The organism is Hymenobacter qilianensis (assembly GCF_014489555.1).
In the GTDB taxonomy this organism is placed as follows: Bacteria; Bacteroidota; Bacteroidia; order Cytophagales; family Hymenobacteraceae; genus Hymenobacter; species Hymenobacter qilianensis.
Genome location: NZ_CP060784.1, coordinates 1 through 20,270 on the forward strand (window position 1 = coordinate 1; position 20,270 = coordinate 20,270).

Consider the following 20,270-nt stretch of genomic DNA (forward strand, 5'->3'; position numbering starts at 1 on the left):
AGCCAATGCGGAAATCTATATTCGCGTCTCCGGGAGGCAAGGTTATGTCGAGCTTATGTAGCGCAAGGCTGCCAAGGTGCTGGTTTGGGAAGCGCCGCTAGCTCTTATCAGCTACCCTCCTTTTCACGGGTTTGCGCGGCGCACCAGCCGATTTAGGTGGCAAGGCTTCCGGCTTGGGCGGTTTCTCTTCGGTTTTGCCTGGCACCAGGGAAGGCAGGACGCTGTCAGTGGAGATGAAGTCATCAATTGCCTGCTTATTAGCCACGTACGCGATGGCCGCGGCAAGCAAGCCTATTCCGCCAACTATTTTCTGGGTGGTGCTGAGCTTGCCGATTTCCTTACTCACGCGGCGATACTTGCGGATGGATTCGGCGGCTACGTCCAGCGCATCTCTTTCCAGCTTCTTGGCCTTTTTTGAGCCTTTCTTTTTGCCTTTACCCATAGTAGTATACGCTGGTTAGAGATGACAATCAGTTGCGGGGAGCAGCGGGCGCTTCTCGCTGTACTGGCTGCTTTTCAGCGGGTCTTCTTCATTCGCAAAGCCGGCCCGGAAGGTTGTCTTTTTCCCTTACTTCTTTTGCTTGTGTCTGGGGGGCTTTTTTTGCCCGTTTGCCAGCCTATATCCAGCCTTGAAGCTCTGTTGCTCCGGAGAGTTGCCGGGGGGCAAATTCGTCACTGGGTGGGGGGCTTTTTTCGGGTAAGTCGGGGAGTTCGTCCCAGCATTTTCCTGTTCGTCACATTTAGTTTCCGGGGCAGTTTCGGCCGTTTATTCTTGCTCATGATAGGCCCCGGCAGAAGGGCCAGTTGTATCCAACTCTACAGCCCTACGCATCATGAGAACTTCTGACACCACCAGCTTCCCTTCATTTGCCAGCTTGTTGCGGCGCGCCCGCCCGTTTGCCTGCGGCCTTCTTCTCGTGCTCGGCATGCCCACGGCAACGAGCTGCGTGCGCGAGGCCACCGCGCCTGCGGTAGCCTCACCCCAGAGCCAGACCACAACTCAGCCTCTGGATATAAAACGCCTTGCGGCCGTAGCCGACTCTGCCGCGAAAGCCCAGATAACGGCGGGCATCACGCCGGGCCTGAGCATAGCAATTGCCCGGCATGGCCAGCTTGTTTTTGCCAAAGGCTACGGCAAGGCCAACGTAGAGATGGACGTGGCGGCCGGCCCGGAAACCGTGTATAAGGTGGGCTCCATCACGAAGCAGTACACCGCCGCTATTGTAATGCGCCTGGTGGAGGAGGGCAAAATGTCGCTCACCGACCCCATCACCAAGTACCTGCCCGACTACCCCACCCAGGGCCACCACGTCACTATTCATCATCTGCTGAACCACACGTCCGGCATCAAGGCATTTCGGGTGATGCACGAGGAAAACCGCCAGCGCTTCCGCCTCGACCTCACGTACCCTGAGATGATTGAGCTGTTTGCCAAGCAGCCCTTCGAGTTTAAGCCCGGCGAGAAGTATGAGTACAACAACTTCGCCTACTACCTGCTGGGCGAGATTATCGGTCGGGTGACGGGCATTCCTTACCAGGACTATCTGGAGCGCCAACTCCTGGGGCCGCTGGGCCTGAGCAATACCATGTACTGCGAAGCCAGCCGCGTGATTCCGCACCGAGCGGCGGGCTACGAGTATGAGGAAAAAGCGCTTATCAACGCCCGCTACCTGAGCATGCGAGTGGGCCCCGCGGCGGGGGCCTTTGCGCTACCGTGGGCGACCTGCTCCAGTGGACCACTTTGCTGCACGGCGGCAAGGTGGTTTCGCCCGCGTCATTGCGACGAATGACGACGCCTACCGTTCTGGCTAGCGGCGACACGGTTGGCTACGGCTACGGCTTGCAGCTGGCCGAGCTGGGTTCGCACGAGCAGGTATTTCATTCGGGCGGCGCCAATGGGTTCGTGTCGGCGCTGGCTCACTACCCTAAAACTGGCCTGACGGTGGTGGTTTTGACTAATTCGGTGAAGGCCAATCCGGCGGCTATCACGAAGGCGCTGGCCCGCACGGCCCTCGGCATTAACGTTCGCGACTTGCCCCTGACGCCCGAGAATATTGCCCGCTACGCCGGCACCTACACGTACAAGTCGGGCGCCAAGACGCGGGTGCTGAAAGTGTATGAGGAAAGCGGCAAGCTGCACGCCCAGGTAACCGGCGGGCCGGTTTTTCGGCTGCGTAGTCAGGGCAGCAACGTGTTTATCCCCTCCGGCAACGACGACAACCAGATCATATTCACGCCGGCCACCGATCGGGCCGCTGGCCTCACCATCCGGGAGGGCCGCTGGGAAGTGACCGAAGCCAAGCGCCAGGAATAGAAAGGAAGCTTATCCAGAATCAGATCATCTCAGCTCCGCTGCCCATGCAACACAAGCTACTATTTAGCAAAAAAGCCCCCCAGACGCACAAACCCGCATAGATTGCCTCTTTTAGAGACTGATAATTTACACCTAATCGTGTGTTGGAAACTTTCAAACCATACCGTCATGCAGAGTGGCGCGAAGCATCTCGCTCACGCCGTTAGATCAGTAATCCTACTACCGCGAGCGAGATGCTTCGCGCCGCTCTGCATGACGTTCTGTTAGGTGGATTACAACTACAACCTCAGCACGCGCGATGCTTCAGGGCGTTCTACATAACAGCCTTTTTAACGACTAAACAACAATCGCACGCGAACTACATCACGCCGCGATACATAAGATAACACAACCAGCATGACACCGACTTTGCATGAGGCGCAGCCTCAACCCTCGCCCTTCCCCATGAAAGATCTTACCGAGTATATCGATAAGCCGTCCACCCTTGCCCGGATTGAGTTTGGGGTGGCTACCGTCCTGCTCATTTTTTCGATTCTGCTGCTCGATTCCAGTGATGCGGCCACGGCCCGCCGCTTGTTCGAGGAGGCAGGTATGCCCTTCGGATACTACTCAAACTTCTTCTACCCGCGGGTTATCGTATTTGCTACCGTCTATCTCACCTTTCTGCTGGTCAATTTTGTGGTGGTGCCCCAGCTGCTGCGGCGGGAGCGGGTAACCCGGAATGTGCTGCTGCTAGTAGCAGCCTACGTGGTAGCGGGGCTCGTTTTTGGCACCACCGACACCTATGCCGCCACGTATCTATTCCATGAGTATCCCACGGAGCAGGACACCTACAACGCCCTGTTTCAGCAAGGATTCGGGGGGGCTTTTCAGCTGTTGGTTTTCCTAGGAACGTACTCATTATTGAAGTACGCGGTTCTGCGCTTTATCCCGAGGCCGCTAACCATCACGCCGAAGAACCGACCCATTGTGCGCGAAGCCGCGCTGGCAGTCGGCGTGTGGCTGGTGACCGTATTGCTACTCATGGCGGTGGGAGCCGAAGAGATGATCCTGTATGGGGCGATGCTTGTGCCGCTTACGGCAGCCTTCTATTTCTTCGCCTATTACTACCTCATCCCGAGGCTGGTAACGAAGCGGCGGCCGGTGCGATCATACATCCTGTGGGTGCTACTGTGCCTGCTTATATCATTCGGGCCGGTGATGCTACTGGTTCTGATCTTCTGCAATGATCCGGATGTAGCGGCGGGTTTCGCCTTTTTCAATGAGGGCTTTCAGCTCTTTCTGACGGCCCGCTGGCCTGGATTCTCTATAAGCGGCGCGCCAAAGTCACGCAGGAAATAGGCGTGCTGCAAACCGAGCTGGGCCAGTCGACCGCCAACCTGGATTTTCTGCGCTCCCAGATCAATCCGCACTTTCTGTTTAATACCCTGAACACGCTCTACGGCACGGCCTTGCAGGAGAATAGTGAGCGCACGGCCCAGGGCATTCAGATGCTGGGCGACATGATGCGATTTATGCTCCACGAAAACCACCAGCGCCAGATTTTGCTCACCCGTGAGGTAGAGTACATGCGCAACTATATCGAGCTACAGTCGCTGCGGACGAGCACCTCGCCCAACATCAGCCTCGAAACCAGCATTGAGGATGTGGTGGCTGAGCGCTGGATTGCGCCCATGCTGCTGATTCCGTTTGTGGAAAATGCCTTCAAGCATGGCATCAGTCTGAAGCGCAAATCGTGGATACGGGTGACCCTGCACTACGAGGCCGACAAGCTGTATTTTGATGTGTACAACAGCACCCACCCCAAGCAGGAGCTGGACTTAGAGAAAGACCACTCCGGCGTGGGCCTGGAGAACGTGCGCCAGCGCCTGGCCCTGCTCTACCCCGGCAAGCACGAGCTGCTAATCAGGGAAACGCCGCAGGAGTTTTTTGTGCACCTTACGCTGCAGTTGAGCGGCACCGCTCAGCAGTAGACAGCAGCGCGTGTGGAGAGCAAACGAAAAAGCCCCCAGAACGTCATACAGAGTAGAACGTCATGCAGAGCGGAGCGAAGCATCTCGCTCGCGGTAGTAGGATTACTAATCAGACGTCAGCACGCGAGATGCTTCGCTCCGCTCTGCATGACGTTCCGTTTTGTTGCTGTACACAGAACCATGAATAAAGGTCAGTGACACCCGACTGAATATCTATGAAGGCAATTGCAATCGACGACGAACCGATGGCGCTGGAGGTGGTGCGCTCCCTGGGGGGCAAAATTCCGTTTCTGGAGCTCAAAGCCTGCTTCACCGATGCCTGTGAGGCCATGGAGTATCTGCAAAGCCAGCCCGTAGACCTGCTTTTTCTGGATATCAAGATGCCCGACATTTCGGGGTTGGAGTTCGTAACCAGTCTGCAGAAAAAGCCGCTCGTCATCTTCACCACCGCCTACTCCGAGCACGCCGTGACGGGCTTTGAGCTGGATGCCGTCGATTACCTGCTGAAGCCTTTCTCGTTGGCCAGGTTTATGAAAGCCTGCAACAAGGCCCACGAGCTGCTCCGCCTCCGCGACCAGGCCGCCCCGCCCAAAGATTACGTGTTTGTAAAAACGGGCGCCGAGCAGGTGCGCGTGCCCTACGCCGACATTCTGTACATGGAGGCGGCCGGCAACTACGTCACGTTTGTGCTGGGGGGCAAACGCCTGCTCTCCCGCATGACCATGACTGAGCTAACCGAACTTTTGCCCCCCGACAAGTTTGTGCGCGTGCATCGCTCCTTCGTGGTGGCCAAAGACTACATCGACAAGCTGGAGCGCCACCAGGTAACCGTGCGCGGCCACGCCGTGCCCGTGGGCGCTTCGTATCTGGGGCAGCTTCAGGTATGAAGTAGAAGCCACGCTGCATTCACCGTGGCTTCTACTTCATACCTGAAGGCTTAACGGTCTTGTCTGAAGCAATAGTTTTTACCGGCACGTTGCTTCAAAGTCATAGATCGTATTGTGGCCGTTTACCCCAATGATGAACGCGTCCATGTAGCCGGTAAACGCGCCACCCCAGTATTCAGTAAAGGGAGAGACCCGAGGTGTGCCAACGTTAAACCTGATTCCCCCAAACCACCTCCAACCTGAGGGTTAACGATTCGGGCATCAGGGTTTTGGGCGATATAGGAAGCCACTATGTTGCTAGGCAGGCTTTTATAGGATAAGCACGGAGTATTGCATTTATAACTATAAAGAGTTAAATTTTACTTATTACCAGCTAACAGATTTTTGTGCTCCCGTCCGGCGTAGCTAGCCGCGCCGGCCTTCTTCGGGAAATCCCGAGGACTCTCCTGGTAAGCCATCTATGGCTTCTTCTGTCCACACATGCGTGTTTGTAAGCGGCATAATGGCTGCAGTATCCTTTCCGCACTTTTGCTATGTGCTACTCTTTTACTCACTACCTATTGCTAGCAGGAAGCCTGATGTGCGCGTCTGCTAGCCACGCTCAACAAAGCCGTCTGGCTCCTGCTCCCCTCCCGCTCAGCTCGCCTCAGGAGCGACTATTGCCCCCAGCGCACCAGCCTCACACTCCCAGCTTCCTGACCAGTCGGCATTACGCAGCTATGAGGTCCAGTCCCAGGTAGGACCTGCCTCCGCTAGCCGACTATTACCGTGTAATGCCGAAGGTGTGGAAGCCTGGGTATCGCGCTATGATGGACCGAACCATAGCTCGGATGAGGGCAGGGACATCGCCGTCGACCTTGCGGGTAACGTGTACGTAACGGGCTACACTGTCAGCAGTAGTGTTTTTGTCCCTGGGGGCGTCTTTAATGACTTTCTTACCATCAAGTACGATGGCCGCACTGGCCAGGCCCTATGGGTAGCCCGCTATAATGGGCCCGCCAATGACTATGATGTGGCTCGCGCCATCGCGGTAGACCTCGTGGGTAATGTGTATGTAACGGGGGTATCGTCTGACGGGAACGATGAAGATTTAGTCACTATTCGCTATGATCAGTATACGGGCCAAGAGAAGTGGATAGCCCGCTATAATGGAGCCGGCAATGGCGAAGAAACTGCTACTGATATAGACGTGGACCTCGTGGGTAATGTTTACGTCACCGGCACCACCACCAACCTAAGCGGCAACTCAGATTATCTTACCCTTAAGTATGAACCGCGGAGAGGGCGCCAAGTGTGGGCGGCAGTGTACAATGGTCCTGCTAATGCGCTAGATCTCGCATGGGCCCTAGCGGTCGACCTAGCGGGTAACGCCTACGTCACAGGAGCCTCGTTCAGTGATACTGAGGGTGATTTTGCCACCATAAAATACGATGGCCGAACAGGCCAGCCACGGTGGGTGGCGCGCTACAACGGACCTGCCAATGGCTATGATGCAGGCTGGGATATAGCGCTGGACTTAGCCGGCAACGCCTACGTGACTGGCTTCTCTCCTCACACGGGCCAAAATATGGCTACGCTCAAGTACGATGGCCGCACAGGCCAGCAACTCTGGTTAGCGCGCTACAATGGGGTCGCCAACAACGTCACGGCCCGTGGGGTTGCCGTTGATCTAGCGGGCAACGCCTATGTTACCGGGTCATCATTCAATGGGACGACCGATGAGATTGTTACTTTAAAATATGATGGGCGAACGGGACAGGAACGTTGGCTGACACGCTACCTTTCACCCGAAAGGACCTCCTCTAATGATATAGCGGTGGACTTTTATGGCAACGTCTACGTGACAGGCTATACTGTGGACAGCCGTAGTAATAACTTTGATTACCTCACCCTACAATATGACCAGCAGTCGGGGCAGCTAGGCTGGCAAGCGCGCTATGATGGGCCAGCCAGTCGTAGTTTAGAAGTAGCCATGGCCATGACAGTGGATATTTATGGCAATACGTATGTGACAGGCTTCTCGCCAGGCCCTGGCACAGACCTCGATGTGGCTACCGTCAAGTATCTCCGTGAGCCGAGCCCCTGCTTAACTACCACTTTCTCCAATCTCAGCAGCTTGGCCGGGCAAAACGATGCATCGCCAAGGCTACCCGTGAAAGCTTTTCCCAACCCGGCCCGCGACCAAACCACGCTGCAGTTCCAACGGACCTCAGCGGCTTCGGCGCAGCTGCTAATCTACAATGCCAGAGGCTCGCTGGTACAAACCCACAATCTTGGTATCAACACTTCTGAGGGTGTACAGACAGTCCAGCTGTCCACCGCTGATCTGCCCAACGGTGTCTATCTCTGCCGCCTCATTCAGGGTAAGACTACTGAGACGATACGCATCGGTGTGCAGAAATAGCCTACGGAATTATAATCAGCAATGCGGAGAAGTGACTTAGGTAACTATAATCTCCTCAGCAGGTTTTATTACGATGAGTCTTATAAGTAAAAAGCCCCCAACTAACGTTGGGGGGCTTTTTTAACTAATACAGTATTAGACTTACTTCTGCGTAGCTGCCCACGCATCCATCGTCTTCTCAGCAATGGCTAAAGGCATGGCGGCATTTTCCAGTAGCTCGTCATGAAAGGCGCTGAGGTTGAATTTGCCCCCCAGCTGCTTCTCATACTTCTGACGCAGCTCGCTGATCTTCAGCTGCCCGATTTTGTAGCTCAGCGCCTGTCCGGGCCAGGCCATGTAGCGCTCAATCTCGGCCGTGGCTGCCTGCTCATCGATGCTGCGGTTTGCCCGCATGTAGGCGATGGCCTGCTCGCGGGTCATATTTTTGCTGTGCATGCCCACATCCACCACCAACCGGATGGCGCGGTGCATCTCCCCGTTCAAAGCGCCCATGCGCTGGTAAGGGTCGGTGTAGAGGCCCAGCTCCTTGCCCAGACTCTCCGTGTACAGGGCCCAGCCTTCGCTGAAGACGCTGTAGCCGCCGTAGCGACGAAACTTGGGCAGGTTGGTGTTTTCCTGCTGCAGGGCAATCTGGTAGTGGTGGCCCGGAATAGCCTCGTGCAGAAACAGCGACTCCATGCCGCGAGTCACGTTGTACTTGGTGGGGTCGATGATGGGCACGTAGAAGATACCGGGGCGGGAGCCGTCGGCCAGGCCACGGTTGTACTGGGCGCTGGCCGAGGCGGCGCGGAAGGCTTCGGTCTGACGCACCTCAAAGCCTGTTTTGGGCACCCGGCTAAACATCTTTTTCAGGTTGGGGTCAATCTTGGCCTGAATGCCGCGATACACGTTGAGCACCTCCTCCGCCGTCTTGAAGGGCATAAACTTGGGGTCGGTGTTCAGGTAATTGAAGAACGCCGGCAAGTCGCCCTTGAAGCCCACTTCCGTCTTGATCTTTTCCATCTCCGCCCGAATGCGCTTCACCTCGCTCAGCCCCACCTGGTAGATTTGGTCGGGGGTCATGTCGGTGGTGGTCGAGTTCTTCACGGCGAAGCGGTACATGCTTTCCCCGCCGGGCACAGCCGAAATACCCGTAGTGGTGCGCGCCTTGGGCAGATACTCGTTCTTCAGGAAGTCGTGCAGCTTCTGGTACGTGGGCGACACCTGCTCCTTGATGGCCTGCTGATACGCGGCCGTGAGTCGCTGCTGATCGGCGGCGGGCACAGCCGCCGGAAACTTGCCTATGGGCCCGTAAAAAATACTCTTGGTAGCGTCCGGCGTGACCATGGCCTGAAGCTGGGGCAGCATTTTTTCTACCAATGGCCGGGGCAGCACCACGCCAGCGCGCATGCCCCTACGAAAGTTGCTGATGGCTGTATCGGCCCAGACCGGGTAGGCACGCACGCGGCCCAGCCAGTTGTCGTAGTCTTTGGTGGTTTTGAAGGGCTGATTGCCGGAGCCCGCGCCCAGCTGCGCCAACCCAATCGGCAGGCCGCCCATCTGATTGAAGGGTATCATCCAGGTGGGTTGCTTGAGGCCTTCTAGCCGCATCTGCATCTCATAGAGGAAGATATCGTAGCTCACCCGGTCGTTGTCGGAGAGCTTGCTGCGGTCGAACTTCTTGATCTGGTCGAGGTACTGCTGAAAAAACTGCCGCTGGGCGGCGCGGTACGCCACGGTGCCGTCGTTGGGCAGCTGGTCGTTGTAGCGGTTGTCGCCCTGCCCGGTGGCTTCCAGCGGATAGAGCATGGCGCGCTCGTCCCAGTACTTATCGAACATAGCGGCCAGCGCCGGCGAGTCGGCAGCTACGGGCGCGGCGGTGAGGCTGGTTGCTGGAGTATGGCTGGTCAGGGTGCCCAGCAGGCCCGCCGCCAGCGCCGCCGACAGGAAAAGATGTTTCATAGGGGGGATGGTTGAGGTGGTGAGTAAATATAAGGCGGTATGAGCCGGTGGGGGGCAAAAGCTAGAGCTAGAAGTGAAGCGACGTGGAGTAGAAGTAGAAGTACCGGTAATGGCTCCTACCCTGCTACTTTATTGGAAGCTACTGCTTCTCTGACAACGTCAGCAGTTCTTTCAAATAATGTCCCCACAAGGCAGGGTGCGAGTGGGTGCCGTGGCCGACAGTCAGGTCGGAGATGGGCAGGAGGATGTAGCGGCCTTTGGGTACCTTCTTGATTTCCTGCTCCAGAATAGCCAGTTCCGGCGGGTTCACCTGGTCGTCGGCGGAGTTGATGGCCAGCAGGGGGGCTTTTATTTTGGTCAGGTGCGGGGCCGGGTCGTAGTCGCGGGAGGCGTCGAACTGGTAGATGAAGTCGTTGGCGTCGAGGGAAGTCAGCAGCTGGGTTCTTCGCTTATCCAGGGCTGCTTCGGCCAGCTCGCGCGTGGGGGCCGCTTTCTGCATCTGGTACGGACTGCTGGTCATGAAAATCAGGGAGGAAATAGCCCCGGCCAGGCCCGTGCGGGGCTGGGTGGTGTAGTTGCCGCCCTGCCAGGCCGGGTCCATCTGAATCAGGTCGATGGCCATTTTGCGCAGCATGCGGTTGCGGCCCGCAATTTCCACCGGCAGGCTGGCCAGGGGCATCAGGGCATCCATAAAATCGGGGTAGCGGTAGCCCCACACCCAGGTTTCCATGCCGCCCATGGAAGTGCCCATCACCAGCCGGGCGTGCGCCACGCCCAGGTGCTCGGTCAGAAGGCGGTAATTGGCCGTCACCATGTCGTTGTAGGAGTACTTCGGGAAGCGCATGCGCAGGCCGTTGCTGGGCTTGCTCGACTGTCCGTGCCCGATGGCGTCGGGCAGGATGATGTAATACTTAGCCGCATCCAGCACCTGACCGGGCCCAAACAGGTTGCCGGCAAACTGCTCGCTCAAAAACTGCTCGCCGCTGCCCGTGGTGCCGTGCATGATAACCACCGCATTCGCTACTCGCCCCTTTGCGTCCTTGCGCGGCTGACCAATGGTGGTGTAGTGCAGCTTTAGCTCCGGCAGCTTCTCCCCGCTCTCAAACGCGTAGTTTTTCAGGCTGAAATCTGCCTCTGTGGGTGCCGGGTATTTTATCGCTCCCGTTTGGGCATAGCAAAGCAGCGGCAGCCAGAGCAGCAGAAACAGTAGTTTTCTCATGTTCGGTGAGGCAGAATAGATATAGGTGAGCGAGGCAGGAGGTGAAAGCATGTATCTGTTGGAAGTAGACACTCGATTTCTACACTTGGGAGGCTTTTTAACGCTGAGAAGACACTTAGGCCCTCATCCCCTGTCTCTCGATTCAGTTACTAGATGGCAGTGATTTCTGTACAAGCTACCCGCAGACCCAGGCCCGCGCTGCCTGCAGATCTGTAAATGTGCGCAGCTCAAAGGGCAGCTGCTGCTCGGCTGTTTCCTGGGCTTGCCCTATCAGCAGTTTATTGAGCGGATCGAATGCCTCGATGCGGGCGAATCGTTTCACACCAAGGCTGATCAACTGGGGCAGCACCTGCTGGGCAATCCAGTCAAGATCGATGGGACGCACGGCCCCCAGGAGCCGGTCGTCGGCCATCCAGCCGGTAACGCGATACTGCCGGGCCAGGACTACGGCCTCCAACGTAGCCTGGCGCAGCACAGTACCACTGGCAAAACCCAGCCACTGCGCTTCGATGGCGCGGGAAGTACCTTGGTGCAGGTAGAGAGTCAAATAAGAAGAAGCAGTCAGGAGTTGCATGAAGAACGGATAAGAAAGCGCTATACAGCCAGCAGCTTTATAGCTTAAATTTTGATGGGTAATACTTTGCTGAGAAGCGGTTTAAAACAGGTTTTGTGCCGTCAGAACGGGGTAGAGACGCGATACTTCGCGTCTCGTCGTTGGACGACATATCCGAACGGTGCAGACGACGAGACGCGAAGCATCGCGTCTCTACCCCGTTCTAATTAATTCATACAGCTTCTGAGATGAGCAAGTAGGCGATAAATTGCCATTCTCCCTATGTGCAGCCTTACCTGCTCTACCCCATAACCCATTTTTCCGCATTTCGCAAATACTGCTCATCCATTACGGCACCCAGGCCCGGCACCTGTGGCACCTCAATCACGCCCTGCGCCAGGTAGCGGATTCCGCCCACCACCGGGTCCTCGGCGTACATCAATGGCGTGTCGAAATCGCAGTGCCGGATGGCGTCGCTGGTGAGGGCTAAGTGCGCGGCGGCCGTCATGCCCAGGCGCGACTCCATAAAGCCCCCCACCTGCAACGTCAGGCCGGCGGCCGCGCCCAGATCGACGATTTTCCTGGCCCGGTGCAGTCCCGACGACTTGCCCAGCTTAATGTTGAACTGCGGACAGGCGCGCAGCTGGATCAGGCGGGCCGCGTCGTGCTCATCGCCGCAGCTTTCATCGGCCATAATGGGAATTGGCGACGCCGCCGACACCCTGGCCAGATCCATAAACAGGTGGCGGGCAATGGGTTCCTCACAGTGCGCAATGCGATAAGGAGCCAGCGCCTGCAAAACGGCTATGGCCGCCTCCGCCGTGTGCCAGCCCTGATTGGCGTCGATGCTGAGTGGGTGGTCGGGCCCGATGCCTTCCCGGATGGCCCAGATTCGCGCTACATCAGCTTCCAGCGTTTCCCCCAGCTTTACTTTAATGAATGGAAAGCCCTGCCGCTGAAAGCGAATGGCGTCGGCCTGCATCTTCTGGGGCGGACCCAGGCTCACGGTCATGTCGGTGGTGAGAACTTTATCAGATTTGCCCCCCAGAAAAGCGTAGAGCGGCAGGCCGGCCTGCTGAGCGGCTATGTCGTGCAGGGCCATATCGAACGCGCTTTTGATGCTGCTGTTGGCGTAGATGATACGGTTCATCATGGCCACGCAGCCGGCAATATCCAGCGCATCGTGCCCGCGCAGGCCGCGCGCTAAGTACTGGGCAACGGCAAAGCAGGTATCGACGCTTTCCCCATTAATGGTCATGTAGGGGCTGCATTCGCCGTAGCCGGTGCAGCCATCGGCGGTCCGCAGGCGGATGACCACGTTCTGCACTTCCTTTATCGGGCCCAGAGAAATAACAAACGGCTCTTTCAGCGGCAGGAAGAGCTTAAAAATCTCAATAGAGCGAATAGAAGTTTGTAGCATGAGGCAAAATAGCTAGCCGGCGTATCATTCCCTATTGACGAAAAAAAAGCCCCCCAGCCGCTCACGCCAGCTTACGCCGCCCGATGCCATTCTCATAATATCGTAATTTTGCCCCCCAGCTTCTTTCGTCGCTTCCGCATCTTATGGAATCACCATCTTTCCTGCCTTCATCCTCCCCGGTGCCCGTTGGGCCGCCTCTGCTGAACTGGGCCGGCAACTACCGCTATAGCACCACCCGGCTGGCGCAGGCCGACACCACAGAGCAGGTCCGGGAAGCGGTGCGGGCCACTGACCAGCTAAAGGTGCTGGGCTCGCGCCATTGCTTCAACGGCATTGCCGACAGCACCCAGCAGCTGCTGGCGCTTGGCGCGGCGGAGCAGTCGATTTCTCTCGATGCGGACGCTCGCACCGTAACGGTGCCCGCCTCCATCACCTACGGGCAATTGGCGCTTTATCTGCACAGTCGCGGCTTTGCCCTGCACAATCTGGCCTCTTTGCCGCATATCTCCGTGGCCGGGGCCTGCGCTACGGCTACCCACGGGTCGGGCATCGGGCACGGCAACTTAGCTACGGCGGTTCGGGCCATGGAAATGGTGCTGGCCTCGGGCGAGATTTGGGGGCTGTCGCAGGAAAATGACGGCGACGAGTTTCGGGGGGCAATTGTGCATCTGGGGGCGCTGGGGTAGTTACCAAGCTTACGCTTGCGGTGGAGCCTACCTTTCAGCTGCGCCAGGATGTGTACGAAAACCTGCCTTTAACGCAAGTATATGAGCACTTCGCGGCCATTCAGGCCAGCGCCTACAGCGTGAGCCTGTTCACCGACTGGCAGCAGGAGCGCGTTACGCAGGTGTGGCTCAAACAGCGCCTCACGCCCGGCGCGCCGCTTCAGCACACCCCTTCCGACTTTTTTGGGGCCCCGCGAGCCACGCAGAATCTGCATCCGCTGGCCGGCCTCTCCCCTGTGAATTGCACCGAGCAGATGGGTGTGCCGGGCCCCTGGTATGACCGGCTGCCTCATTTCCGACTGGGCTTCACGCCTAGCTCGGGCCAGGAGCTGCAATCGGAATACTTTGTGCCCTTGCGCCACGCCGAGGAAGCAATTCGGGCCGTTGCGCGCCTGCATGAGCACTTGCGTCCGTGTCTGCAGATTTCGGAGATGCGAACGGTTGCGGCCGATGCGCTGTGGCTAAGTCCGTGCTACCGGCAAGACTCGCTGGGAATTCATTTTACCTGGAAACCAAATTGGGCCGCTGTGAGTCAGGTACTGCCCTTGCTGGAACGGGAGTTGTCGCCCTTTGGGGTGAGGCCCCACTGGGGTAAGCTGTTCACCTTGCCGGCCGCCCACCTGCAACGGCAGTATGAGAAGCTGCCCGCCTTCCAGGCCCTGATGGCGCAGTACGATCCAACAGGCAAGTTTCGCAATGCCTTCGTGGATACGTATCTCGGCAGCTCCCTCTAATGGCTTAAGATGCGATAAGGGCATAAAATTCATAAAATCTAATATTTATTTCAAACAACACCAGACTCCTGCATGATTCTTGATAAAAGCATACTTATCTCTCAACCTATTTTATTTTATCAAGTCTCAGCATGCTTTCCTCCGTGTTCACCCGTTTAGTATTACTGTTTTTTTCGCTTACGATTTTCAGCTGCTCATCCAAGGAAAAAGAAGAAGTAGCGCCCGTGCCGGTCAAGAGTCTGGTTGGCCGGTGGGACGTGCTGGAGGCATCGGTAACCCATTATTCCCCCGATGGTCAGTACCTGCGCACCCAACCCTTGTTTGCGGCAGACAAGCGGTATTACATTTTCTCAGCTGATGGCAAGATAGAGCCCTACACGAAGGAGAAATCGTTGCAGGCTGGCTCTTACAGCAATACCAACAACAGTCTGTCGCTCTCTTTCGACTACGGAACCTTTCAGTACACGATTCCCCCCACAATCAGCGACACGGAGCTAACAGTGATTGAAGATACCCGCAACCTTACCTCCGTGCCCGAAAGCCGCCGAAACCGAGTGACGCTGGTGCAACTGAAGAAGCACACGTCGCCTGAATAGGCACCGCAGCAGCGCTTTAAGCCTGTACAAGCATTTTTTCAAACGCTCCTTTTCTTCCGTTAGCGTTTGAATGCGCACGCACCAGAAGAGCCCGCTAAACACACGTTTCGCGGGCTCTTCTGGTGCGTGCGCATTTATAAAATCAGGACAGTACGGGACGGTTACCGACGAAGGGTGAGGCACATTCGCTTTCGGAGGTCGAATGCTAGGGGTGGCGCGCATACAACGTTGCGCCATTCTTGGGGATGACCAGCGAGCAGTAGCAGAGCGAAATCTGGGCTCTCTACTACGACACCGTAACTCTTGTTCTGTCGCCTGATGAGAAAGTGCTTTTCCTGGCTCATTTGCTGGCTACTTCTGCTCCCCTCACCCCTGACGCTCGCCCAGTCTGCGCCGGCTGGGCCCCTCACGTTGGCCGGAAGTTATAGTACTGAGGTGTTTGCGCTGGTGCATAAGCAGCAGGCCGCGCCTTTCTACCTCGACGAGCAGGATGCTGAGGTTGTTCGGGTGGCCGCCGATGCTCTGGCCCGCGACATTGCCAGCATTACGGGAACTACCCCGGCGCTGCGGGGGGCAAATCAGCCGCTGGGGGGCTTTTCTGTACTCATTGGCACGCTTGGAAAGTCAAAACTAATTGATCAGTTGGCTGCTGGGGGGCAAATTCAAACCACCAGCCTCAGGGGGAAGTGGGAGTCATTCAGCATTACTGTAGTCGATAAGCCCCTGGGGCAAGCGGGTAAGGCCTTGGTCATTGCGGGCAGCGACCGGCGCGGCACGGCATTCGGTGTGTTCGAGTTGTCGCGGCGGCTGGGCGTGTCGCCGTGGTACTGGTGGGCCGATGTAACGCCCCGCCAGCAACCCAATCTGTACCTGACGGCTGGCAGTTTGCTGGCTTCCTCTCCTACGGTGAAATATCGGGGTATTTTCCTCAACGACGAAGATTGGGGCCTTCAACCCTGGGCCGCGCAGAACATGGATCCAGACATCAAGGATATTGGGCCCAATACCTATGCACACATATTTGAGCTGCTGCTGCGCCTGAAAGCCAACCTTATCTGGCCGGCCATGCACCCCAGCACGCGGGCGTTTTTCGCTTACCCCGACAACCCCAGGATGGCCGACCGCTACGCCATTCTGGTGGGCACTTCCCATGCCGAGCCCATGCTGCGCAACAACGTGGACGAGTGGAAGGAGCAGATGATGGGGCCGTTCGACTATTTCCGCAACAAGCCGGCCGTGTACCGCTACTGGGAGCAGCGGGCGCAGCAGGCTGGCCCGCTGGAGGCCATATACTCGCTGGGTATGCGCGGCGTGCACGACAGCGGCATGGAAGGCGCCAAAACCCCAAAGCAAGCCGCCCAGATGCTGCTTAGTGTCATTGCTGACCAGCGCGAAATTCTGCGGCGCCGCGTAGCCCCCGACGTGCGAACCGTGCCCCAGGTGTTTACCGCCTACAAGGAAGTGCTGGATATTTACGACGAAGGCCTGAAGCTGCCCGACGACGTGACGCTGGTGTGGCCCGACGACAACTACGGCTATATCAGCCGCCTCAGCAACGCCGGGGAGCAAGCGCGCGGGGGCGGCTCGGGCGTGTATTATCATGCTTCCTACTGGGGCCGGCCCCACGATTATCTGTGGCTGAGTTCCACGCATCCGGCCCTGATTCGGGAGGAGATGATGAAGGCCTATGCCCTCAGAACCGACCGCCTGTGGGTGCTGAACGTGGGCGACATCAAGCCGCTGGAATACAACATTCAGCTGTTTTTGGACATGGCGTACGATGCGCGTCCCTTCCAGCAGAGCACGCATGTGCCGGCTCACTTGCAGGCATGGGCGGGGGACATTTTTGGCGACAAATTCGGCCCTGAAATTCAGGCCATCCTGTGGGAATACTACAACCTGGCATTTGAGCGTCGCCCCGAATTCATGGGCTGGAGCCAGACCGAGCCTACTACCCCTACCAAGCCCACCGCCTACAACCACTTTGCCTACGGCGACGAAGCCCAGCGCCGCCTCGACCAGTACGCCGCCTTGGTGCAGCGCGTCCAGCAGCTGCGCCCCCAAATGGAGCCCGCGCGGGCCGATGCTTTCTTCGAGCTGGTGTATTACCCGGTGGTGGGCGCGGCGCTGATGAATCAGAAGTTTTTGTATCAAGACAAATGCCGCCTCTACGCTACGCAAAACCGCGCCAGCTCCACCGATTACGCCCTGTGGGCCCAGGAAGCGTACGCGAGCATAGAGCGCGAAACGGAGTATTATAATAACCAGCTGGCGGGTGGCAAATGGCGCGGGATGATGTCGATGAAGCCCCGCAACCTGCCGGTGTTTCAGGCGCCGGCGGTGCCGCCGCTCGCCCTCGATACCACCCAGATTTGGGGCGTGGCGCCGGAAGAATTTGCCCCCCACGACTCCGCTCAGACTATTACCGTAGCGCCTTCTCTGAAGCTGCCGACCTTCTATCCGTGGGGCCCAGCCTCGTACTTTCTAGATGTGTTTCTGAGCCGGCGCCGGTCTGTTGCCTGGAAAGCCAAATCGACGGTGAAGTGGCTGACATTGTCTGCCCAAAAAGGCACGCTCACCTCGGCTGGGGGGCAAAAACAACAGCGGCTCCAGGTCCGCATCGACTGGAGCAAAGTACCCAAGCGCGGCCCGGCCACGGGTTTCCTGACGTTTAGCGGAGCCGGCAAAATATTCCGCGTGGCCGTGCGAGCCGCCGTGGCAGAAAGCAAAATAGCCGCCGATTATCAGGGCTTTATCGAAACCAATGGGTACGTTTCGATGCGGGCCACGCACTACAGCCGCAAAATAGATAACGCCCAGCGCCGCTGGACGCTGGTGGAAGGTCTGGGCCACGCCGGTCAATCTTTACAAGCGTATCCTTTGCAAGCAGAGGCCCTGGTTGATACCGCCAACCTAAGGACTCAGGCCCCAACCGTGGAGTACGATTTTTATACCTTCTCGCGGGCGGCTCCTACCATTACGGTTTCTACCCTGCCCACGCACCCCATCACCCGGGGTAGCAGCATGCGCTACGGCGTCGCCGTGGACCACGGCCCAATCAAGATTGTCGATTTTAAAACGGTGGGCCGCTCGGAGGAGTGGAAGCAGAATGTGCTGAGCAACCGGGCACAGCGGCAAGTTAAAAGCGATTCGCTGAGTCCCGGCCGGCACACACTCACCATTTACCTCATTGATCCGGGCGTGGTCTTCGACCACCTGACTATCGACCTGGGCGGCTTGCAACCTGCTTACAGCCTCATTCCCGAAACCTGGAAAACAGTGGCTCCTGTCTCCACACCCCGAAAAGCTTCGGCGCAGCAGCCTTCTTCCTCGCACAGCAGCCCGGAGCAAGCCCTGGGGGCAAAAGCTCGTTTCCGTAGCTGTAGTCAGCTTGCTACCGCGCCACTTGCGTCCCCCTAAACCCACGTTTTTACCTTTTTCAAAGCCCACTTAATGACTACCGCCCGGAAGAACCTGTTTGCCGTTGCGCTGATTACGTCGCTGTTTTTCCTGTGGGGCTTTGCGCTCAATCTGAACCCTATTCTGATTCCCCACCTCAAAAAGGCCTGCCAACTCACCGATGCCCAGTCAGCACTGATTGATTCGGCGTCGTATATCGCCTATTTTCTGCTGGCCATTCCCGCCGGCCAGTTTATGAAACGCTTTGGCTACAAGGGCGGTATCCTGCTGGGGCTGCTGCTGTTTGCCGGGGGGCTTTTTTGTTCTACCCCGCCGCGGCGGCCCGCTCCTACTCGTTTTTCCTGACCGCCCTTTTCATCATTGCCTGCGGCCTGACCTTCCTGGAAACCGCCGCCAACCCTTATATCACCGTGCTCGGCGATGAGGAAAGCGCTACCCAGCGCCTCAACTTCGCGCAGTCGTTCAATGGCCTGGCGGCTACGCTGGCGCCCTTTCTGGGGGCATTTTCATCTTGTCGGGCAACACGCTTTCGGCCGCGGAAGAAGCCAGCATGTCCAGGGGGCAGCTAAATGCCTACCTGAATGCGGAGGCGGCTTCCGTGCAGGTGCCTTTTCTGCTTATTGGCGGCGTGGTGCTGCTAGTGGCCTTGCTCCTGTACTTCACCCGCCTACCCGATATTGTAGGGGAAGATCGGGGCGCAGAGGCTAATCGGCCCTTGCTGCGGGAGAAAAACCTGCTGTTGGGCGTGGTGGCGCAGTTTTTCTACATCGGCGCGCAGGTGTGCGTGAGCAGCTTTTTTATTCGGTTTGCTCAGCAGGTAGCAAACATTGGCGAGAAGTCGGCGGCCCGGTATCTGTCGGCGGCGCTGCTGGGCTTTATGATCGGGCGCTTTATCGGCACCTTTCTGATGCGCTACATTCCGGCGCCGCGCCTGCTGGCGGTGTACAGTTTGCTCAACTTTTTCCTGGTGCTGCTGGCCGTCATTCTGCCGGGCAAATTCTCGGTGTACGCGCTCATGGGCGTCGAATTCTTTATGTCTATCATGTTCCCTACCATCTTCTCGCTAAGCATTCGCGGCCTGGGAGGCAAAACCAAAGAAGGCTCCTCGCTGGTGATTATGGCCATTGTGGGGGGCGCGGTGTTTCCGGTGCTCATGGGCCGCGTGTCGGATATGAGCACCATTCAAACGGCCTATCTGGTGCCCGCCTTTTGCTTTCTGGTGGTCTTTTATTTTGCCCTCAAAAATGCGCGTGTCAAGCATGTACAGCTCGCTACAGCCCACTAACCTATGTTCGATTTAACTGAAAAACACGCCGTCGTTACGGGCGGAGGCAGCGGTATTGGCCAGGCCATTTCCCTGCTGTTTGCGCGTCAGGGTGCTACCGTCCACATTCTCGATCGGGATGAAGCAGCCGGCCAGCAAACCGCCCAGCAAATACAAGCCAGCGGCGGCCAGGCCCACGCCTACGCGGCCGATGTAAGTCAGCAGGCGCAGATAGTCGACATTTTTCAGCGCATCGGCCGCGCCGATATTCTGGTTAATAACGCCGGCATCGCCCACGTGGGCAACGTGGAGAACACCTCCGACACCGACTTCGACCGCGTGTACCAGGTGAACGTGAAGGGCGCGTACAACTGCCTGTTTGCGGCCGTGCCGCTGATGAAAGCGCAGGGCGGGGGCATTATCGTGAATATGGCTTCCATTGCCGCGCACGTGGGCCTCACCGACCGTTTCGCGTATTCCATGAGCAAGGGGGCCATTTTCGCCATGACGCTTTCCGTGGCCCGCGACTACCTTTCCAGTAATATCCGCTGCAACAGCATCTCCCCGGCCCGGGTACACACGCCCTTCGTTGATGGCTTCATTGCCCAAAACTATGCTGGCCAGGAAGCAGAGATATTCGCTAAGCTCTCCAAAAGTCAGCCCATCGGCCGCATGGGCGAGCCCGCCGAAGTAGCCGCCTTGGCCTTGTACCTGTGCTCGGCGGAAGCCGGTTTCATCACCGGCTGCGACTACCCCATCGACGGCGGTTTTATCAAGTTAAATAGTTAATCACCAAGCCTAAAAAAGCCCCCAGCGCTCA

16 protein-coding genes and 1 pseudogene are annotated in these 20,270 nt (G+C 57.6%); 12 read left to right on the forward strand and 5 right to left on the reverse strand.

Annotation, left to right across the window (positions count from 1 at the left end; translation table 11 throughout):
* Positions 1-97: 97 nt before the first annotated feature.
* Entirely contained in the window at positions 98-442 is a 345-nt protein-coding gene (locus H9L05_RS00005) for a hypothetical protein (RefSeq protein ID WP_187732515.1), read from the reverse strand.
* Between the two features lie 391 nt (positions 443-833).
* On the opposite strand from H9L05_RS00005, the gene H9L05_RS24525 reads away from it, so the two are divergent.
* The 6 genes from H9L05_RS24525 (at position 834) to H9L05_RS00035 (ending at position 7,578) form a co-directional block, all read left to right on the forward strand.
* Complete coding sequence (locus tag H9L05_RS24525) at positions 834-1,790, forward strand: serine hydrolase domain-containing protein (protein WP_187732516.1); 957 nt, start codon at positions 834-836, stop codon at positions 1,788-1,790.
* Positions 1,715-2,314: a serine hydrolase gene (locus H9L05_RS24530; protein ID WP_187732517.1), complete on the forward strand. Its 600-nt coding sequence runs from the start codon at positions 1,715-1,717 to the stop codon at positions 2,312-2,314. Before H9L05_RS24525 ends, H9L05_RS24530 begins: the two co-directional genes overlap by 76 nt.
* Before the next feature lie 444 nt (positions 2,315-2,758).
* Entirely contained in the window at positions 2,759-3,655 is an 897-nt protein-coding gene (locus tag H9L05_RS00020; protein ID WP_187732518.1) for a hypothetical protein, read from the forward strand.
* A gap of 2 nt (positions 3,656-3,657) precedes the next feature.
* Complete coding sequence (locus H9L05_RS00025) at positions 3,658-4,287, forward strand: sensor histidine kinase (RefSeq protein WP_223284624.1); 630 nt, start codon at positions 3,658-3,660, stop codon at positions 4,285-4,287.
* A 215-nt stretch (positions 4,288-4,502) separates the two neighbouring features.
* Positions 4,503-5,174 carry a LytR/AlgR family response regulator transcription factor gene (locus H9L05_RS00030; RefSeq protein WP_187732519.1) on the forward strand — a complete coding sequence of 224 codons (672 nt, stop codon included), beginning with the start codon at positions 4,503-4,505 and terminating at the stop codon, positions 5,172-5,174.
* A gap of 784 nt (positions 5,175-5,958) precedes the next feature.
* Positions 5,959-7,578, forward strand: coding sequence for an SBBP repeat-containing protein (locus tag H9L05_RS00035; RefSeq protein WP_187732520.1), 1,620 nt, complete (start codon positions 5,959-5,961; stop codon positions 7,576-7,578).
* Between the two features lie 141 nt (positions 7,579-7,719).
* Here the strand turns inward: H9L05_RS00035 and H9L05_RS00040 are convergent, their stop codons facing one another.
* From H9L05_RS00040 to H9L05_RS00055, 4 genes are all read right to left on the reverse strand, one after another.
* Positions 7,720-9,519: a DUF885 domain-containing protein gene (locus tag H9L05_RS00040; RefSeq protein ID WP_187732521.1), complete on the reverse strand. Its 1,800-nt coding sequence runs from the start codon at positions 9,517-9,519 to the stop codon at positions 7,720-7,722.
* Between the two features lie 139 nt (positions 9,520-9,658).
* The gene (locus H9L05_RS00045; RefSeq protein WP_187732522.1) at positions 9,659-10,738 is read right to left on the reverse strand and encodes an alpha/beta fold hydrolase; all 1,080 of its coding nucleotides are present in this window, start codon (positions 10,736-10,738) and stop codon (positions 9,659-9,661) included.
* A 175-nt stretch (positions 10,739-10,913) separates the two neighbouring features.
* Positions 10,914-11,312 carry a hypothetical protein gene (locus H9L05_RS00050; protein ID WP_187732523.1) on the reverse strand — a complete coding sequence of 133 codons (399 nt, stop codon included), beginning with the start codon at positions 11,310-11,312 and terminating at the stop codon, positions 10,914-10,916.
* A gap of 280 nt (positions 11,313-11,592) precedes the next feature.
* Entirely contained in the window at positions 11,593-12,711 is a 1,119-nt protein-coding gene (locus H9L05_RS00055; RefSeq protein ID WP_187732524.1) for a mandelate racemase/muconate lactonizing enzyme family protein, read from the reverse strand.
* 143 nt (positions 12,712-12,854) lie between these two features.
* On the opposite strand from H9L05_RS00055, the gene H9L05_RS25570 reads away from it, so the two are divergent.
* The 6 genes and pseudogenes from H9L05_RS25570 to H9L05_RS00080 all read left to right on the forward strand — a co-directional run bounded on the left by H9L05_RS25570 (position 12,855) and on the right by H9L05_RS00080 (position 20,239).
* A complete protein-coding gene (locus tag H9L05_RS25570) occupies positions 12,855-13,397 on the forward strand; it encodes an FAD-binding protein (protein ID WP_317175044.1) in 543 nt (180 codons plus the stop codon).
* 20 nt (positions 13,398-13,417) lie between these two features.
* Positions 13,418-14,170, forward strand: a complete 753-nt coding sequence (locus H9L05_RS25575; RefSeq protein WP_317175045.1) for a D-arabinono-1,4-lactone oxidase — start codon at positions 13,418-13,420, stop codon at positions 14,168-14,170.
* A 131-nt stretch (positions 14,171-14,301) separates the two neighbouring features.
* Positions 14,302-14,766, forward strand: coding sequence for a hypothetical protein (locus H9L05_RS00065; protein WP_187732525.1), 465 nt, complete (start codon positions 14,302-14,304; stop codon positions 14,764-14,766).
* A gap of 318 nt (positions 14,767-15,084) precedes the next feature.
* Positions 15,085-18,186 (forward strand): glycosyl hydrolase 115 family protein, encoded by a 3,102-nt coding sequence (locus H9L05_RS00070; protein WP_187732526.1) that lies wholly within the window; start codon positions 15,085-15,087, stop codon positions 18,184-18,186.
* A 33-nt stretch (positions 18,187-18,219) separates the two neighbouring features.
* A pseudogene (gene fucP, locus H9L05_RS00075) lies at positions 18,220-19,471 on the forward strand (L-fucose:H+ symporter permease).
* 3 nt (positions 19,472-19,474) lie between these two features.
* On the forward strand, positions 19,475-20,239 hold the full coding sequence (locus H9L05_RS00080; protein ID WP_187732527.1) for an SDR family NAD(P)-dependent oxidoreductase: 765 nt from the start codon (positions 19,475-19,477) through the stop codon (positions 20,237-20,239).
* The last annotated feature ends 31 nt before the right edge of the window (positions 20,240-20,270 follow it).

What these genes read in the sequence shown, in the direction of transcription:
- H9L05_RS25570 (WP_317175044.1), top strand. Translation starts at nt 12,855, where the DNA reads ATGGAATCACCATCTTTCCTGCCTTCATCCTCCCCGGTGCCCGTTGGG.
- H9L05_RS00020 (WP_187732518.1), top strand. Translation starts at nt 2,759, where the DNA reads ATGAAAGATCTTACCGAGTATATCGATAAGCCGTCCACCCTTGCCCGG.
- H9L05_RS00065 (WP_187732525.1), top strand. Translation starts at nt 14,302, where the DNA reads ATGCTTTCCTCCGTGTTCACCCGTTTAGTATTACTGTTTTTTTCGCTT.
- H9L05_RS00070 (WP_187732526.1), top strand. Translation starts at nt 15,085, where the DNA reads ATGAGAAAGTGCTTTTCCTGGCTCATTTGCTGGCTACTTCTGCTCCCC.
- H9L05_RS00045 (WP_187732522.1), bottom strand. Translation starts at nt 10,738, where the DNA reads ATGAGAAAACTACTGTTTCTGCTGCTCTGGCTGCCGCTGCTTTGCTAT.
- H9L05_RS00055 (WP_187732524.1), bottom strand. Translation starts at nt 12,711, where the DNA reads ATGCTACAAACTTCTATTCGCTCTATTGAGATTTTTAAGCTCTTCCTG.
- H9L05_RS00050 (WP_187732523.1), bottom strand. Translation starts at nt 11,312, where the DNA reads ATGCAACTCCTGACTGCTTCTTCTTATTTGACTCTCTACCTGCACCAA.
- H9L05_RS00030 (WP_187732519.1), top strand. Translation starts at nt 4,503, where the DNA reads ATGAAGGCAATTGCAATCGACGACGAACCGATGGCGCTGGAGGTGGTG.
- H9L05_RS00080 (WP_187732527.1), top strand. Translation starts at nt 19,475, where the DNA reads ATGTTCGATTTAACTGAAAAACACGCCGTCGTTACGGGCGGAGGCAGC.
- H9L05_RS24525 (WP_187732516.1), top strand. Translation starts at nt 834, where the DNA reads ATGAGAACTTCTGACACCACCAGCTTCCCTTCATTTGCCAGCTTGTTG.
- H9L05_RS00005 (WP_187732515.1), bottom strand. Translation starts at nt 442, where the DNA reads ATGGGTAAAGGCAAAAAGAAAGGCTCAAAAAAGGCCAAGAAGCTGGAA.
- H9L05_RS00040 (WP_187732521.1), bottom strand. Translation starts at nt 9,519, where the DNA reads ATGAAACATCTTTTCCTGTCGGCGGCGCTGGCGGCGGGCCTGCTGGGC.